12 protein-coding genes are annotated in these 15,719 nt (G+C 63.0%); 8 read left to right on the top strand and 4 right to left on the bottom strand.

The window, feature by feature from the left end; genetic code table 11:
• Positions 1-29 precede the first annotated feature (29 nt).
• From BLU37_RS00300 to BLU37_RS00265, 8 genes are all read left to right on the top strand, one after another.
• Complete coding sequence (locus BLU37_RS00300) at positions 30-887, top strand: CoA transferase subunit A (RefSeq protein WP_090201893.1); 858 nt, start codon at positions 30-32, stop codon at positions 885-887.
• Complete coding sequence (locus BLU37_RS00295; protein ID WP_172833075.1) at positions 884-1,666, top strand: CoA-transferase subunit beta; 783 nt, start codon at positions 884-886, stop codon at positions 1,664-1,666. Before BLU37_RS00300 ends, BLU37_RS00295 begins: the two co-directional genes overlap by 4 nt.
• Positions 1,663-2,868 (top strand): 3-oxoadipyl-CoA thiolase, encoded by a 1,206-nt coding sequence (gene pcaF / locus BLU37_RS00290; RefSeq protein ID WP_172833074.1) that lies wholly within the window; start codon positions 1,663-1,665, stop codon positions 2,866-2,868. The genes BLU37_RS00295 and pcaF overlap by 4 nt, the downstream gene beginning before the upstream one ends.
• A gap of 175 nt (positions 2,869-3,043) precedes the next feature.
• Positions 3,044-4,339 carry an MFS family transporter gene (locus tag BLU37_RS00285; RefSeq protein WP_090201892.1) on the top strand — a complete coding sequence of 432 codons (1,296 nt, stop codon included), beginning with the start codon at positions 3,044-3,046 and terminating at the stop codon, positions 4,337-4,339.
• 46 nt (positions 4,340-4,385) lie between these two features.
• Positions 4,386-5,744, top strand: coding sequence for a 3-carboxy-cis,cis-muconate cycloisomerase (locus tag BLU37_RS00280; protein WP_019362765.1), 1,359 nt, complete (start codon positions 4,386-4,388; stop codon positions 5,742-5,744).
• Between the two features lie 11 nt (positions 5,745-5,755).
• Complete coding sequence (gene pcaD, locus BLU37_RS00275) at positions 5,756-6,550, top strand: 3-oxoadipate enol-lactonase (protein ID WP_010449480.1); 795 nt, start codon at positions 5,756-5,758, stop codon at positions 6,548-6,550.
• 11 nt (positions 6,551-6,561) lie between these two features.
• On the top strand, positions 6,562-6,954 hold the full coding sequence (gene pcaC, locus BLU37_RS00270) for a 4-carboxymuconolactone decarboxylase (protein WP_010449481.1): 393 nt from the start codon (positions 6,562-6,564) through the stop codon (positions 6,952-6,954).
• A 269-nt stretch (positions 6,955-7,223) separates the two neighbouring features.
• Complete coding sequence (locus tag BLU37_RS00265) at positions 7,224-8,123, top strand: polysaccharide deacetylase family protein (protein WP_172832984.1); 900 nt, start codon at positions 7,224-7,226, stop codon at positions 8,121-8,123.
• A 153-nt stretch (positions 8,124-8,276) separates the two neighbouring features.
• On the opposite strand, the gene BLU37_RS00260 is transcribed toward BLU37_RS00265, so the two are convergent.
• From BLU37_RS00260 to BLU37_RS00245, 4 genes are all read right to left on the bottom strand, one after another.
• The gene (locus BLU37_RS00260; RefSeq protein ID WP_172832983.1) at positions 8,277-9,539 is read right to left on the bottom strand and encodes an OprD family porin; all 1,263 of its coding nucleotides are present in this window, start codon (positions 9,537-9,539) and stop codon (positions 8,277-8,279) included.
• Positions 9,540-9,829: 290 nt separating this feature from the next.
• Positions 9,830-11,281: an AdeC/AdeK/OprM family multidrug efflux complex outer membrane factor gene (locus BLU37_RS00255; RefSeq protein WP_090201890.1), complete on the bottom strand. Its 1,452-nt coding sequence runs from the start codon at positions 11,279-11,281 to the stop codon at positions 9,830-9,832.
• Complete coding sequence (locus tag BLU37_RS00250) at positions 11,278-14,430, bottom strand: efflux RND transporter permease subunit (protein ID WP_090201889.1); 3,153 nt, start codon at positions 14,428-14,430, stop codon at positions 11,278-11,280. Before BLU37_RS00250 ends, BLU37_RS00255 begins: the two co-directional genes overlap by 4 nt.
• A 3-nt stretch (positions 14,431-14,433) precedes the next feature.
• Positions 14,434-15,597 (bottom strand): efflux RND transporter periplasmic adaptor subunit, encoded by a 1,164-nt coding sequence (locus BLU37_RS00245; protein ID WP_010449228.1) that lies wholly within the window; start codon positions 15,595-15,597, stop codon positions 14,434-14,436.
• Between the last annotated feature and the right edge of the window lie 122 nt (positions 15,598-15,719).

Raw genomic sequence — 15,719 nt, 5'->3', positions numbered from 1 at the left:
TGGCTTGTTGAAACCGGGAGTCTGTATCCATGGCTGAAATCCTTTCGCTGCATGACGCGGTGAAGCAATTCGTCAACGACGGCGATACCGTCGCACTCGAAGGCTTCACCCATCTGATTCCGACTGCGGCGGGTCATGAAATCATTCGTCAAGGCAAGAAAGACCTGACGTTGGTACGGATGACCCCCGACCTGATCTATGACCAGCTGATCGGTGCCGGTTGTGCTCGCAAGCTGGTGTTTTCCTGGGGCGGCAACCCGGGTGTGGGCTCCCTGCACCGCCTGCGCGATGCCGTCGAAAAACACTGGCCACACTCGCTGGAAATCGAGGAGCACAGCCATGCCGACCTGGCCAATGCCTACGTAGCCGGTGCTTCCGGTTTGCCGTTCGCGGTGCTGCGGGCCTACGCCGGTTCCGACCTGCCGAAGGTCAATCCGCTGATCAAGACAGTGACCTGCCCGTTCACGGGTGAAGTGCTGGCGGCGGTGCCTTCGGTACGCCCCGATGTCACCGTAATCCATGCGCAGAAGGCCGACCGCAAGGGCAACGTCCTGCTCTGGGGCATTCTCGGGGTGCAGAAGGAAGCGGCGCTGGCGGCCAAGCGCTGCATCGTCACGGTCGAGGAGATTGTCGATGACCTCGAAGCGCCGATGAATGCCTGTGTCCTGCCGACCTGGGCCCTGAGTGCGGTCTGCCATGTACCCGGTGGGGCGCATCCGTCCTATGCCCACGGCTACAGCGAGCGCGACAACCGTTTCTACCAGGCCTGGGACCCGATTGCCCGCGATCGTGAAACCTTCACCGCCTGGATCGCCGAATACATCCATGGCACGGCGGACTTCGCCGAGTTCCGGGCCAAGTTGGCCCAAGCCTCGGAGGCAAAATAATGACCTACACCACTAATGAAATGATGACCGTTGCCGCCGCCCGCCGTCTGAAGAACGGTTCGGTGTGTTTCGTCGGCATCGGCCTGCCGTCCAAGGCTGCCAACCTGGCACGTCTGACGTCCTCGCCGGATGTGGTGCTGATCTACGAGTCTGGCCCGATCGGTGCCAAGCCCAGCGTGCTGCCGCTGTCCATCGGTGACGGTGAGCTGGCGGAAACCGCCGATACCGTGGTGCCGACCGGCGAGATCTTCCGCTACTGGCTGCAGGGCGGGCGTATCGATGTCGGCTTCCTCGGTGCCGCCCAAGTCGACCGCTTCGGCAATATCAACACCACGGTGGTCGGCGACTATTTCTCGCCGAAGGTCCGTCTGCCGGGGGCCGGCGGCGCGCCGGAGATCGCCGGTTCGGCGAAGAGCGTGCTGATCATCCTCAAGCAGTCGGCGCGTTCCTTCGTCGACAAACTGGACTTCATCACCTCGGTCGGCCATGGCGAGGGCGGTGATTCCCGTCAGCGTCTCGGTCTGCCGGGAGCCGGTCCGGTGGGGATCATCACCGACCTGTGCATCATGGAGCCGGAAGCCGGGACCCACGAATTTGTCGTCACTTCCCTGCATCCGGGCGTGACTCGCGAGCAGGTAGTGGCCGCCACCGGCTGGCCGGTGCGTTTCGCCGAACAGGTCGCCAGCACCGCCGAGCCGAGCGAAGTCGAACTCAGTGCCCTGCGCGATCTCGAAGCCCGTACCGCCGCTGCCCATGGCCAAGCTCCGGGAGAAGCCTGATGCGCGAAGTCTTTATCTGTGACGCTGTGCGTACCCCCATCGGCCGTTTCGGTGGTGGCCTGGCCGGTGTGCGCGCCGATGATCTGGCCGCAGTGCCGATCAAGGCGCTGCTGGAACGCAACCCGTCGGTGAACTGGAGTGAGGTCGACGAGGTGTTTCTCGGCTGTGCCAACCAGGCCGGCGAGGACAACCGCAACGTCGCGCGCATGGCGCTGTTGCTGGCGGGTTTGCCGCAGAGCGTGCCCGGTGTGACCCTCAACCGTCTCTGCGCCTCGGGCATGGAGGCGATCGGCACGGCGTTTCGCGCCATCGCCAGCGGCGAGATGGAGCTGGTGATCGCCGGCGGCGTCGAGTCGATGTCCCGTGCGCCGTTTGTCATGGGCAAGGCCGATGCGGCGTTCTCCCGCAACATGAAGCTGGAAGACACGACCATCGGCTGGCGCTTCATCAACCCGCTGATGAAGGCCCAGTACGGGGTCGATGCGATGCCGCAGACCGCCGATAACGTCGCCGATGATTATCAGGTGTCTCGCGCCGACCAGGATGCGTTTGCCTTGCGCAGCCAGCAACGCACCGCTGCTGCCCAGGCCGCCGGTTTCTTCGCCGAGGAGATCGTGCCGGTGCGTATCGCCCACAAGAAGGGCGAGACCGTGGTCGAGCAGGATGAGCATCCGCGCGCCGATACTTCCCTGGAGACCCTGGCGAAACTCAAGCCGGTCAATGGCCCCGACAAGACCGTCACGGCTGGTAATGCCTCCGGCGTCAACGATGGTGCGGCGGCGCTGATCCTGGCTTCCGCCGAAGCGGTGAAGAAACATGGACTGACTGCCCGGGCTCGGGTGCTCGGCATGGCCAGTGCCGGTGTGGCACCACGGATCATGGGTATCGGGCCGGTGCCGGCAGTGCGCAAGCTGACCGAACGCCTGGGCCTGGCGGTGAGTGATTTCGACGTGATCGAGCTGAACGAGGCTTTCGCCAGCCAGGGCCTGGCGGTATTGCGCGAGTTGGGGCTTGCCGACGATGCGGCCCAGGTCAACCCGAATGGCGGTGCCATTGCTCTCGGTCATCCCCTGGGCATGAGCGGCGCGCGCCTGGTCCTGACCGCCCTGCATCATCTGGAGAAGACCGGCGGCCGCAAGGGCCTGGCGACCTTGTGCGTCGGTGTCGGCCAGGGTCTGGCCCTGGCAATCGAGCGAGTCTGACACCTGCCTCTGCAGGAGCCGGCTTGCTGGCGATCAATACGATGCGGTATCTCAGGTATGCCGCATTGTCCTGATCGCCAGCAAGCCGGCTCCTACAAAAGTCTGGTGGGAGTGGGGAGCAGGTTTGTTGCAAAGTATGTGTAGACTGCAACCATCCCTCTACGAGTGAATGAACATGACAACAACAACGACGCCGTACACCGGTGAGGAACGTAGTAAAAGGATCTTTGCCATTGTCGGTGCTTCTTCCGGCAACCTGGTCGAATGGTTCGATTTCTACGTTTATGCCTTCTGCGCCATCTATTTCGCCCCGGCCTTTTTCCCTTCCGATGACCCGACGGTGCAACTGCTGAACACTGCTGGCGTGTTCGCCGCCGGTTTCTTGATGCGGCCCATCGGCGGCTGGCTGTTCGGTCGGGTGGCCGATAAGCACGGGCGCAAGAATTCGATGATGATCTCGGTGCTGATGATGTGCGCTGGCTCGCTGGTCATCGCCTTCCTGCCAACCTACGCCAGTATCGGCGCCTGGGCCCCGGCGCTGCTGTTGGTGGCGCGGCTGTTCCAGGGCTTGTCGGTGGGTGGCGAGTACGGCACCACCGCGACCTACATGAGCGAAGTGGCGCTGCGCGGTCAGCGCGGCTTTTTCGCCTCGTTCCAGTACGTGACCCTGATCGGCGGCCAGTTGCTGGCGGTGCTGGTGGTGGTGATCCTGCAACAGTTTCTCTCCGAGCCCGAGCTCAAGGCCTGGGGATGGCGCATCCCGTTCGTGATCGGCGCCATCGCTGCAGTGATCTCGTTGCTGCTGCGTCGCTCGCTGAAGGAAACCATCAGCAAGGAAACCCGTCAGGACAAGGATGCCGGCAGCATTCGGGCGTTGTTCCGTGACCACAAGGCGGCGTTCATCACCGTGCTTGGCTATACCGCCGGCGGTTCGCTGATTTTCTATACCTTCACCACCTACATGCAGAAATACCTGGTGAACACTGCCGGGATGACGGCCAAGACCGCCAGCTACGTGATGACCGGCGCGCTGTTCCTCTATATGTGCATGCAACCGCTGTTCGGCATGATCTCGGACAAGATCGGCCGACGTAATTCGATGCTCTGGTTCGGTGCCCTGGGCGCATTGTGCACGATGCCGATCCTGCTGACCCTGAAGACCGTCACCAACCCGTTCCTGGCGTTTGTGCTGATCACCCTGGCCCTGGCGATCGTCAGTTTCTATACCTCGATCAGCGGCCTGGTGAAGGCCGAGATGTTCCCGGTCCAGGTGCGGGCGCTGGGTGTCGGCCTGGCCTATGCGGTGGCCAACGCGATGTTCGGTGGTTCGGCGGAATACGTGGCGTTGAACCTCAAGTCGATGGGGATGGAAAACACCTTCTATTGGTACGTGACCGTCATGATGGTGGTCGGCTTCCTGTTCAGCCTGCGTCTGCCGAAGCAGGCGGCGTACCTGCACCACGATCACTGATCGACCTGCGCGCCCTCAGTGGGCGCGCCTTTACCAGGGATTTCCCATGCAGCGACCGAGCAACCAACTGTTCGATGCCTATTTTGTTGCCCGCGATATGGCCCAGGTCTTCTCGGACCCGGGCCGGGTCCAGGCGATGCTCGACTTCGAAGCCGCGCTGGCCCGTGCGCAGGCGCGGGTCGGGCTGATTCCGCAGGCGGCTGTCGCGCCGATTGCGGCCGCCTGTCAGGCCGGACTCTACGATTTTTCCGCGCTCGGTGAAGCGATCGCCACCGCCGGCAATTCGGCGATCCCGCTGGTCAAGGCGCTGGGCAAGCAGATCGCCGCCGGCGATGCCGGCGCTGAACGTTATGTACATCTTGGCGCAACCAGCCAGGACGTCATGGACTCCGGCCTGGTGCTGCAACTGCGCAGCGCCTGGCAACTGATCGATGCTGACCTGCAGCGTCTGGGCCAGGTGCTGGCGGCTCAGGCCCAGCGCCATGCGGCCACGCCGCTGGCCGGGCGGACCTGGTTGCAACAGGCGACGCCGGTCACCCTCGGCATGAAGATCGCCGGCTGGCTGGGCGCGGTCACCCGCCATCGCCAGCGCCTGCGCGAACTGCAACCACGGTTGTTGTGCCTGCAGTTCGGTGGCGCTTCGGGCACTCTGGCTGCGCTCGGTGAACAGGCGATGCCGGTGGCCGAAGCGTTGGCCGAGGAACTGCAACTCAAGCTTGCCGAGCAACCGTGGCATACCCATCGTGATCGTCTGGTGGAGTTTGGCGCCGTGCTCGGCCTGATCGCCGGCAGCCTGGGCAAGCTGGGGCGCGATATCAGCCTGCTGATGCAGACCGAGGCGGCGGAAGTCTTCGAGCCGTCGGCGCCGGGCAAGGGCGGTTCCTCGACCATGCCACACAAGCGCAATCCGGTGGGCGCCGCCGTACTGATCGGCACCGCGACCCGGGTTCCGGGCCTGCTCTCGACCCTGTTCAGCGCCATGCCCCAGGAACACGAACGCAGCCTCGGCCTGTGGCACGCCGAGTGGGAAACCTTGCCGGAAATCTGCCGGCTGGTCTCGGGCGCCCTGCAGCAGGCGTTGATCGTCGCCGAAGGCCTGGAGGTCGACCCGGCGCGGATGCTCAGCAACCTCGAACTGACCCGTGGCCTGTTGTTGGCGGAGGCGGTGAGCATCGTCCTCGCCCAGCGCCTGGGCCGCGAGACCGCCCATCACTTGCTGGAGCAGTGCTGCCAGCGCGCGGTGGCCGAGCAGCGGCACCTGCGCGCAGTGTTGGGCGATGAGCCGCAAGTGACCGCGCAACTGTCCGCGGATGAACTGGACCACCTGCTCGATCCGGCCCATTACCTCGGCCAGGCTCGCACCTGGGTCGAGCGCGCAGTGGCCGAGCATCTGGCTTTTACCTGAAGGAGATTGTCGTGGCTTTTGTACAACTGGCTGAAGGCGAACTGCATTACCGCTTCGATGGCCCGCAGGAGGCGCCGGTGCTGGTGCTCTCCAACTCTCTGGGCACGGACCTTGGCATGTGGGACACGCAGATTCCGGCGTTCGCCGAGCACTTTCGGGTGTTGCGCTACGACACCCGGGGTCACGGCCGTTCGCTGGTGACCGAAGGCCCCTACAGCATCGAGCAATTGGGACACGACGTGCTGGCCCTGCTGGATGCGCTGGAGATTGAACGTGCGCATTTCTGCGGGCTATCCATGGGCGGCCTGATCGGCCAGTGGCTGGGGATCCATGCCGGCCAGCGCTTGAACAAGCTGATCGTGTGCAACACGGCGGCGAAAATCGGCGACCCGGCCATGTGGAACCCGCGCATCGAAACCGTGCTGCGTGACGGCGCGGCGGCCATGAGCGCCTTGCGCGACGGGGCGATCGCCCGCTGGTTCACCCCGGCGTTTTCCGCTGCGCAGCCGCAGCAGGTCAAGCCGATCACCGATATGCTCGCCGCTACCTCGCCGCCCGGTTATGCGGCCAACTGCGCAGCGGTGCGTGATGCCGATTTTCGTGAGCAGCTTGGCGCGATCCAGGCGCCGCTGCTGGTCATCTCCGGCAGCGAAGACGCGGTGACGCCACCGGCAGGTGGGCTGTTCATCCAGCAACACGTCAAGGGCGCCGAGTACGCCGAATTCCAGGCCGCCCATCTGTCGAACGTGCAGGCGGGTGATGCCTTCAGCCAGCGTGTGCTGGACTTCCTGCTGGACCGGGTTTGAGGAGATTGTCCGTGGACGAGAAACAACGTTATGCCGAGGGGCTGCAGGTACGCCGTGCGGTGTTGGGCGATGCCCATGTCGAGCGCAGCCTGAACAACCTCACCGAGTTCAATTCGGAGTTCCAGGAGATGATCACCCGTCATGCCTGGGGCGATATCTGGACCCGTCCGGGGCTGCCTCGGCACACCCGCAGCCTGATCACCATCGCCATGTTGATCGGCATGAACCGTAACGAGGAACTCAAGCTGCACCTGCGGGCTGCGGCCAGCAATGGTGTGACCCGTGAGGAAATCAAGGAAGTGCTGATGCAGAGTGCGATCTACTGCGGCATTCCGGCGGCCAATGCCACTTTCCACCTGGCGGAGTCAGTGTGGGATGAACTGGGCGTGGAGTCGCGCCAGTAGGCACGTCGCCGAGCGTTCCCAGGCGTGGGAACGCTCGCTCGTTGCAGGCTGTTCTCATTCGTCTGAAAAAACACCGACCGCTTCGGAACACTGGGTGTTTGCGATAATCTGAGAGGAACGATGGCCCCTCTTGCGTGACGGCGGAGGGCAGGGACGTTGCGCCATTCTGTCAGTAAGATGCGCACTCAAGTTCCCATTCCGTTCTGCATGACGATGGCTTGAATACATCTTGGTTCTGTAATTGTTGTGACCTGGACCAGGCCAACCTCATGAAATCGCTTCTAACCTCTCTCCTGGTGCTTGCGCTCGCCACAAACCTGGCTGGCTGTATCGGCCCGCCGATCCCTTTGAGCCCGGGCACCGAACAGGCCTTGCGCACGCAGCCGCCGATCCGCTTCCTGCTGACCTTCGATGATGGGCCCAGTGCGTCGAGTTTCTACAACCCGACCGCCTCGGTACTCGACGATCTGGCGCATAACCCTATCCAGCCCGGGATCAAGGCGCTGTTCTTCGTCCAGACCGGTGCGCCGCGGGCCGGAAACAGTGATATTGGTCGGGCGCTGATGCGGCGCGAGCATGCCGAGGGGCATATCCTCGGTTTTCATACCGCAGGCCACTGGCACACCAACCATCGTTCATTGAATCCACAGGAGCTGGAGCAATCGCTGAACGACGGCAGTGCTGCCATCGCCGCGATCACCGGGGCGCCGCCGATCATTCTGCGCCCGCCGTTCTGGAACTATGACAAGCGTACTTTCGCCGCCTATCAGCGACATGGGTTGCATGTGTTGCTGACCGACCTGAGTGCCAATGACGGCAAGGTCTGGGGGATCACGGCCAGCCCGCAACGTCGCGCCAACCTGCTCAAACATCTGGCCGAGGTGCGCGAGCAGATTGCCCGGGGCGAGATGCCGGTGGTCGATGGGGTGATTCCGCTGGTGGTGACCTTTCACGACCTCAACCGCTACACCGCGCGGCATATGCAGGAGTACCTGCAGATCCTGATGGACTGTGCGCGGGAGACCGGCGTACGGACTGCCGAGCAGCCGTTCTATACCGACCGTTCGGCACTGTTGCGGGCCGTACTGGCCCGCACGGTGCCGAACAGTTCGGTGCCGGTGCATTTGCCCGGGTTCTGGAATTGGTGGTGGGACAGCGATTCGCATTGAGTCGGTCCCGACTGTGTAGGGGCGTTGGCTCATTCGCGGGCAAGCCGCGCTCCTGCAGGTCGGCGTTTGGCGTATACACATCTTCTAGGAGCGAGGCTTGCCCGCGAATGGGGCAGCAGGCCATGACCCCGGTCATGGCCCATTGCCGCAGCCTTACAGCAGTGAGATCGGATAGCTGATGAACAGACGGTTTTCGTCGAATTCGTTGGTGCTGAAGTTCTTGCGGATGCTCGAGTTGCGCCAGCGGATGTTCAGATTGCGCAAGGTGCCGCTCTGGATGGTGTAGGCCAGTTCCGACTCGCGGCCCCATTCCTTGCCGTCGGTGATCGCGCCGATGTGCACGTTGTCACCGCTGATGTAGCGGTTCATCAGGGTCAGCCCCGGAATCCCCAGCGCGGCGAAGTTGTAGTCGTGGCGCAGTTGCCAGGATTTTTCCTGGGCGTTGTCGTAGCTGTTGTTGTAGCTGTCGTTGGCGAGGGTGCCGCCGCTGGTGCCGTTGACCCGCATCCAGGCACTCTGGCCGGTGAGCTTCTGCAGGCCGACATAGAAGGTGTTGCCGCCGTACTTGGCCGAGAACAGGCCCGACCAGGTCTTGTTCTCCAGGTCGCCGGCCAGCGCGCTGCCGTCTTCCTTGCCGTAGAAGTAGCCGAGGTTGGCACCCAGGGTCCAGTCGCCCAGCGGTTGGCTGTGGACGAGGTTGACGTACTGCTGGCGGTAGATGTCCTTGAGCTGGGCATTCCACAGGCCGACCATCGTGCGCTTGTCGTTGAAGGTGTATTCGCCGCCGGCGAAGTTGAAGCGGTCGGACGTGATGCCGGGCCGGCCGTTCATGAACATGTCGCTCATGCTCGAATCGTTGCGCGGGCTGTTCTTCTGGAACTGGCCGCCGTACAGCGTCAGGCCATCGATTTCCTTCGAGGTGATCTGGCCACCTTGGAAGGTCTGCGGCAGCGAGCGCCCGTCGTCGGAACGGAGGATCGGCAGTACCGGCATCCATTCGCCGACCTTCAGCTCGGTCTTGGAGATTTTCGCCTTGAGGGCCACGCCCAGGCGGCCGAAGTTGTCGGCCGGACGCCCGTCATGGTCCAGTGGCAACAGTTGCGTGCCGCCGGTGCCCTTGCCGCCATCGAGCTTCTGGGAAAAGGTGCCGAGCACATCGGCACCAAAGCCGATGGTGCCCTGGGTGAAGCCGGACTTGGCGTCGAGGATGAAGCTTTGTGTCCATTCCTCAGCTTTGCCCTGGGTAAAGGCAGGGTTGGTGAAGTTGCGGTTGAAGTAGGCGTTGCGCAGGTTCAGGTTGGCCTGGGCGTCTTCCACAAAGCCATGCTCTTCGGCCATGGCCGGCAGGGCCGCACCGGCCATGGCGAGGGTCAGCAGGACACGGGAGGAACGTTTGCTGTTGTTCAGTGGCTTCATGGAGCGGTCTCTCTAATTGTTAGATATACAGCAGGGCGCAGCCGCAACCGGAGGTTGCAGACAAGGTTTGTCGCAGGGGCGCGAAGGGGGCGATCAGCCGTTGGGAGCAGGGCGTCGAGGCATGACGGATGAACCTGTTGTTATTGGTTTGGGTCGATGTGCTGGCATGGTGCTGCGTATCGAGCGGCAGGTTCAATCGGGATTCTGTGGTTTTGGGCGATTATCGAACGAAACAGTGCGGGCATGAAAAAACCCGCCGACGGCGGGTTTTTTGTACTGCATGAACGATCTCAGCCTTTGGGGGGCGTGTCGTCGATCGGGCGGGCCTGGCCGGTCTGCTCGTTCCAGCCACCGCCGAGGGCCTTGTACAGGTTGACCTCGCTGGTGAGCTGCGACAGGCGATCGCTGATCAGCGACTGCTGGGCGCTGAACAACGAACGCTGGGCATCGAGGAAGGTCAGGTTGCTGTCGACACCGATGCGGTAGCGACGCTCGGCCAGACGGTAGTAGTCCTGGTTGGCGGCGACCAGGTCACGCTGGGCCTTCAACTGCTCGTTGTAGGTCTGGCGCGCGGTCAGGCCATCGGAGACTTCCTTGAAACCGGTCTGGATCGCTTTCTCGTAGTTGGCGACGCTGATGTCCTTCTGGATCTTGGAGTAATCCAGGCTGGCTCTCAGGCTGCCGGCGTTGAAGATCGGGATGCTGATCTTCGGCGAGAACAGCCAGGTGCCCGACCCGCCTTTGAACAACCCGCCCAGATCCGGGCTCAGGGTCCCGGCATTGGCGGTCAGGCTGATGCTCGGGAAGAACGCCGCGCGTGCCGCACCGATATTGGCGTTGGCCGCCATCAACTGGTGCTCGGCGCTGAGAATGTCCGGCCGGCGTTGCAGCAGGTCCGAAGGCAGGCCGGCTGGCAGATCGCTGAGCAGCTTGGCCGACAGTGGCTGAGCAGCCGGCAGGTTGGCCGGAATCCCGGTACCCAGCAGTTGCGTCAGGCTGTTCTGGTCTTCGGCAACTTGACGGGTGAACTGGGCCAGTTTGACCCGGGCACTTTCCACCGAGGTCCGCGACTGGCTCAGGTCCAGTGCCGAGGCCACGCCGACTTCGTTGCTGCGCGAGGTCAGCCGATAGCTTTCCTCGTAGGCCGCCAGGGTTTCCTGGGTCAGCTTGAGCAGTTCCTTGTCGGCCTGCCAGGTCAGGTAGGCGTTGGCAACACTGGCCACCAGGCTGATCTGCGTGGTACGGCGGGCCTCTTCGCTGGCGAAGTAGGTCTGCAGTGCCTGCTCGCTCAGGCTGCGGATGCGGCCAAACAGGTCCAGTTCATAGGAACTGACGCCGAGGGTTGCCGAGTATTGGCTGGTGATCGCTGCCTTGCCGCTGCTCGATGCATCGGCCGGGACCCGCTGGCGGCTGCCGCTGCCGTCGGCGGTGACGGCCGGGAACAGGTCGGCGCGCTGGATCTGGTACTGGGCCCGGTAGGCTTCGATGTTCAAGGCCGCGACCCGCAGATCGCGGTTGTTTTCCAGGGCTACCTGGACCAGTTGCTGCAATGCCGGATCGTTGAAGAACTGGCGCCAGCCCTGTTCGGCTGCGGCGACGTTCGCCGCCTGGCTCGGCGAATAGGCCGGACCTTGCGGGTACTGCGCCGCCACCGGCGCTTGCGGGCGCTGGTAGTCGGGGATCAGCGAGCAGCCGCTGAGCACAAAGGCCGCGACCGCTACAGAGAGAAGGGACTTGCTCATTGGCCAGCCTCATGGGGTGGAGTGTCAGGGGTTGCAGGTTTTGCGTGCTTCTTCTCGCCACCAATGGCCGAGACGGCAACGAAGAATAACGGAACCCAGAAAATCGCCAAGATGGTTGCACTGATCATACCGCCAACCACCACGGTACCGATCGCGTGCTGACTGCCGGAGCCGGCGCCGGTGGAGATTGCCAGCGGAACCACGCCGAGGATGAACGCCAGCGAGGTCATGATGATCGGACGCAGGCGCATGCGGCACGCCTCGATCGCGGCATCGCGCAGGCTCTTGCCCTGTTCGTGCAGTTCCTTGGCGAACTCGACGATCAGAATGGCGTTCTTCGCCGCCAGACCGATGGTGGTCAACAGCCCCACCAGGAAGTACACGTCGTTGGACAGGCCTCGCAGGGTAGTTGCCAGCAGCGCACCGATGATCCCCAGCGGTACGACCAGCACCACCGCGATCGGGATCGACCAGCTTTCGTACAACGCCGCCAGGCAGAGGAACACCATCAACAGCGAGAGGGCGAACAATGCCGGGGCCTGGGAACCGGACAGGCGCTCTTCATACGACAGGCCGGTCCAGGAAATACCGACGCCGGTCGGCAGTTTCTTGGCCAGGGCCTCGACTTCCGCCATGGCTTCACCGGTGGTGTGGCCCGGTGCCGGGGCACCGAGGATTTCCATTGCCTCGACGCCGTTGTAGCGGGCCAGTTTCGGCGAGCCGTAGACCCACTCGCCCTTGGCGAACGCGGAGAACGGAACCATGGTGCCGCTGCTGCTGCGCACAAACCACTTCTGCAGGTCTTCAGGGCTCATCCGCGAAGCGGCCTTGCCCTGGATGTAGACCTTCTTCACCCGGCCATGGTCGATGAAGTCGTTGACATAACTACTGCCCAGCGCGATCGACAGGCTGTTGTTGATGTCCGACAGGCTCAAGCCCAGGGCGCTGGCGCGCTCATCGTCGATGCTCAACTGGTATTGCGGTTCGTCGTTCAGACCGTTGGGACGCACCGCCGCCAGGACCTTGCTCTGCGCCGCCATACCGAGGAACTGGTTGCGCGCTTCCATCAGCTTTTCGTGGCCGATACCGGCACGGTCTTGCAGGTAGACGTCGAAACCGGTGGCGTTACCCAACTCCAGTACCGCCGGTGGGGCGAAGGCAAACACCATCGCATCGCGGAAGCTGAAGAAGTGTGCCTGGGCCCGCTCCGCCAGCTTGAACACACTGTTGTCGGCGTTTCGTTTATCCCATGGCTTGAGCATGATGAAGGCCATGCCCGAACTCTGGCCGCGACCGGCGAAGTTGAAGCCGGTGACGGTGAACACCGAACTCACGGCCGCCGATTCATCCTTGAGCAGGTAGGCGCGCATCTTGTCGACCACCGCCTGGGTCCGCTCGGCACTGGAGCCGGCTGGTGTCTGGACCTGAGCGAACAGTACTCCCTGGTCTTCTTCCGGCAGGAACGAACTCGGGATACGGGCAAACAGCCAGATCATGCCGACCACGATCAGGGCGTAGGCCAGCAGGTAGGGCAGCTTGTGCGTCAGGATATTGCCGACGCTGCTTTCGTAGGCGCGCACGCCACGGTCGAAGTTGCGGTTGAACCAGCCGAAGAAGCCGCGCTTGGGCGTGCCGTGCTCGCCATGGGGGATCGGCTTGAGCAGGGTTGCGCACAGGGCCGGCGTGAAGATCAGTGCCACCAGTACCGACAGGCCCATGGCCGAGACGATGGTGATGGAGAACTGCCGGTAGATCACACCCGTGGAACCGCCGAAGAACGCCATGGGCAGCAGTACCGCCGAGAGCACCATGGCGATACCCACCAGGGCGCCCTGGATCTGCCCCATGGACTTTTTGGTCGCCTCCTTGGGTGACAGGCCTTCCTCACTCATGACCCGTTCGACGTTCTCCACCACGACGATGGCGTCGTCCACCAGCAAGCCGATGGCCAGGACCATGCCGAACATGGTCAGGGTGTTGATGCTGAAACCGGCAGCGGCGAGGATCCCGAAGGTACCCAGCAGTACCACTGGCACCGTCATGGTGGTGATGATGGTGGCGCGGAAGTTCTGCAGGAACAGGAACATCACCAGGAACACCAGCACAATCGCTTCGGCCAGGGTTTCGACCACACCCTTGATCGACTCGGTCACTACTGGCGTGGTGTCATACGGGAACACCACTTTCATGCCCGGCGGGAAGAACGGTTCCAGCTCGCTGATGGTCTTGCGCAGTGCCTTGGCGGTGTCCAGGGCGTTGGCGCCGTTGGCCAGCTTGACCGCCAGACCCGATGCCGGGCTGCCGTTGTACTGGGCCGAGACACTGTAGTTCTCACCCCCCAGGCCGACGTCGGCGACATCGCCCAGGCGCACTTGCGAGCCGTCCTTGTTGACCTTGAGCAGGATGTTCTTGAACTGCTCGGCGGTCTGCAGACGGGTCTTGCCGATGATGGTCGCGTTCAGTTGCTGGCCCGGCATGGCCGGCAGGCCGCCCAGTTGCCCGGAAGACACCTGGACGTTCTGTGCGGACACGGCCGTCTTCACATCCACCGGCGTCAACTGGTAGTTGTTCAGCTTGGCCGGATCGAGCCAGATACGCATCGCGTACTGGGCACCGAACACCTGGAAGTCACCGACGCCCGCGGTCCGCGAGATCGGGTCCTGCATGTTGGAGACGATGTAGTTCGACAGGTCGTCCTTGGTCATGCTGCCGTCGGTCGACACCACGCCGATCACCATCAGGAAGTTCTTCACTGACTTGGTGACGCGGATACCTTGCTGTTGCACTTCCTGTGGCAGCAAGGGGGTCGCCAGGTTCAGCTTGTTCTGGACCTGGACCTGGGCCGTGTCGGAATTGGTGCCCTGCTCGAAGGTGGCGGTGATGGTCATGCTGCCGTCGGAGTTACTTTCCGACGAGACATAACGCAGGTTGTCGATACCGTTGAGCTGCTGTTCGATCACCTGAACCACGGTGTCCTGCACAGTCTGCGCCGAGGCGCCCGGGTAGGTCACGGAAATGGCGATGGCCGGTGGCGCGATCGCCGGATACTGGTTGATCGGCAACTTGAGGATCGAGAGCGCGCCGACCAGCATGATCACCAGGGCAATCACCCAGGCGAAGATCGGGCGGTCGATAAAGAATTTCGACATGGTTTACTCCCCTTTGCTGCTCGCGGCTTTGTCGGTTGCCGGGGCAGGGGCCGGGTTGGCGGTTTTGACGTTGGTGGCTTCGCTGGCCTTGACCTCGGCACCTGGGCGCACGAACTGCAGGCCTTCGGTGATCACGCGGTCGCCGGACTTCAGACCATCCTCGACCAGCCACTGGCTGCCCTGGGTACGGCTGGCCTTGAGCTGGCGCAACTCGACCTTGTTGTCCGGGCCGACGACCAGTGCGGTCGGGGTGCCCTTGAGGTCACGGGTCACGCCTTGCTGCGGCACGAGAATCGCGGCGTTGTTCACCCCGGATTGCAACTGCGCATGGACGAACATGCCAGGCAGCAGCGAGTGGTCAGGGTTGGGGAATACCGCACGCAGGGTCACGGAGCCGGTGGTTTCATCCACGGTGACTTCCGAGAACTCCAGCTTGCCCGGCTGGGCATAGGTGCTGCCGTCTTCCAGGGTCAGCTTGACCATGGCGGCGGTGTCGCCAGATTTCTGCAGGCGGCCGCTTTCCAGTTCGCGACGTAGCTTCAGCAACTCGGCGGTGGATTGCGTGATGTCGACGTAGATCGGATCCAACTGGGTGATCACCGCCATGGCATCGGTCTGGCCGGTGCTGACCAATGCACCTTCGGTCACCGAGGAACGGCCAATGCGGCCGGACAACGGGGCAAGCACCTTGGTGTAGCGCACGTTGATCTGCGCGCTTTGCAGGCTGGCTTCCGATTGCAGGCGGTTGGCCACGGCCGTGTCGTATTCCTGACGGCTGACGGCCTGTTCGTTCACCAGTTGCTTGTAGCGGTCGGCGATCGACTTGGTCGACTGCAGGTTCGCTTCGGCGCTTTTCAGGGTCGCTTCATAGACCGAGGGGTCGATCTGATAAAGCTGCTGGCCGGCCTTGACGTCGCCGCCTTCCTTGAACAGGCGCTTGAGAATGATGCCATTGACCTGGGGACGGACTTCGGCGACGCGATAAGCCGTCGTGCGACCGGGTAGTTCGGAGGTCAGGGTGAAGGGTTGGGCTTTCAGGGTGACGACGCCGACCTGAGGGGTGGGGGCAGCCGCCGGAGCGGCCTCTTCCTTTTTATTGCATCCGCTGAGCAGCGATGCCAGGGCGACGGCGGTGACCAGAGCGGTAACAGCTGGCTTGAGTTGCATGAAGATCCTCGGGTCAGGCGCGCATGAAGCGCACAAGAAGGTTGGAAAGGTGATTCGGCTGGATTAATAGGCTGCTAATGAATATACTTACATTCATGGTTGTTTGTAAAGGCTTGAACTTT

The organism is Pseudomonas asplenii, from assembly GCF_900105475.1.
Classification (GTDB): Bacteria; Pseudomonadota; Gammaproteobacteria; order Pseudomonadales; family Pseudomonadaceae; genus Aquipseudomonas; species Aquipseudomonas asplenii.
The sequence above is the reverse complement of the archived record's forward strand: the minus strand, read 5'-3'. Positions and strand labels throughout refer to the sequence as shown.

What these genes read in the sequence shown, in the direction of transcription:
- BLU37_RS00250 (WP_090201889.1), bottom strand. Translation starts at nt 14,430, where the DNA reads ATGTCGAAATTCTTTATCGACCGCCCGATCTTCGCCTGGGTGATTGCC.
- BLU37_RS00245 (WP_010449228.1), bottom strand. Translation starts at nt 15,597, where the DNA reads ATGCAACTCAAGCCAGCTGTTACCGCTCTGGTCACCGCCGTCGCCCTG.
- BLU37_RS00280 (WP_019362765.1), top strand. Translation starts at nt 4,386, where the DNA reads ATGCAGCGACCGAGCAACCAACTGTTCGATGCCTATTTTGTTGCCCGC.
- BLU37_RS00260 (WP_172832983.1), bottom strand. Translation starts at nt 9,539, where the DNA reads ATGAAGCCACTGAACAACAGCAAACGTTCCTCCCGTGTCCTGCTGACC.
- BLU37_RS00265 (WP_172832984.1), top strand. Translation starts at nt 7,224, where the DNA reads ATGAAATCGCTTCTAACCTCTCTCCTGGTGCTTGCGCTCGCCACAAAC.
- BLU37_RS00285 (WP_090201892.1), top strand. Translation starts at nt 3,044, where the DNA reads ATGACAACAACAACGACGCCGTACACCGGTGAGGAACGTAGTAAAAGG.
- BLU37_RS00255 (WP_090201890.1), bottom strand. Translation starts at nt 11,281, where the DNA reads ATGAGCAAGTCCCTTCTCTCTGTAGCGGTCGCGGCCTTTGTGCTCAGC.
- BLU37_RS00300 (WP_090201893.1), top strand. Translation starts at nt 30, where the DNA reads ATGGCTGAAATCCTTTCGCTGCATGACGCGGTGAAGCAATTCGTCAAC.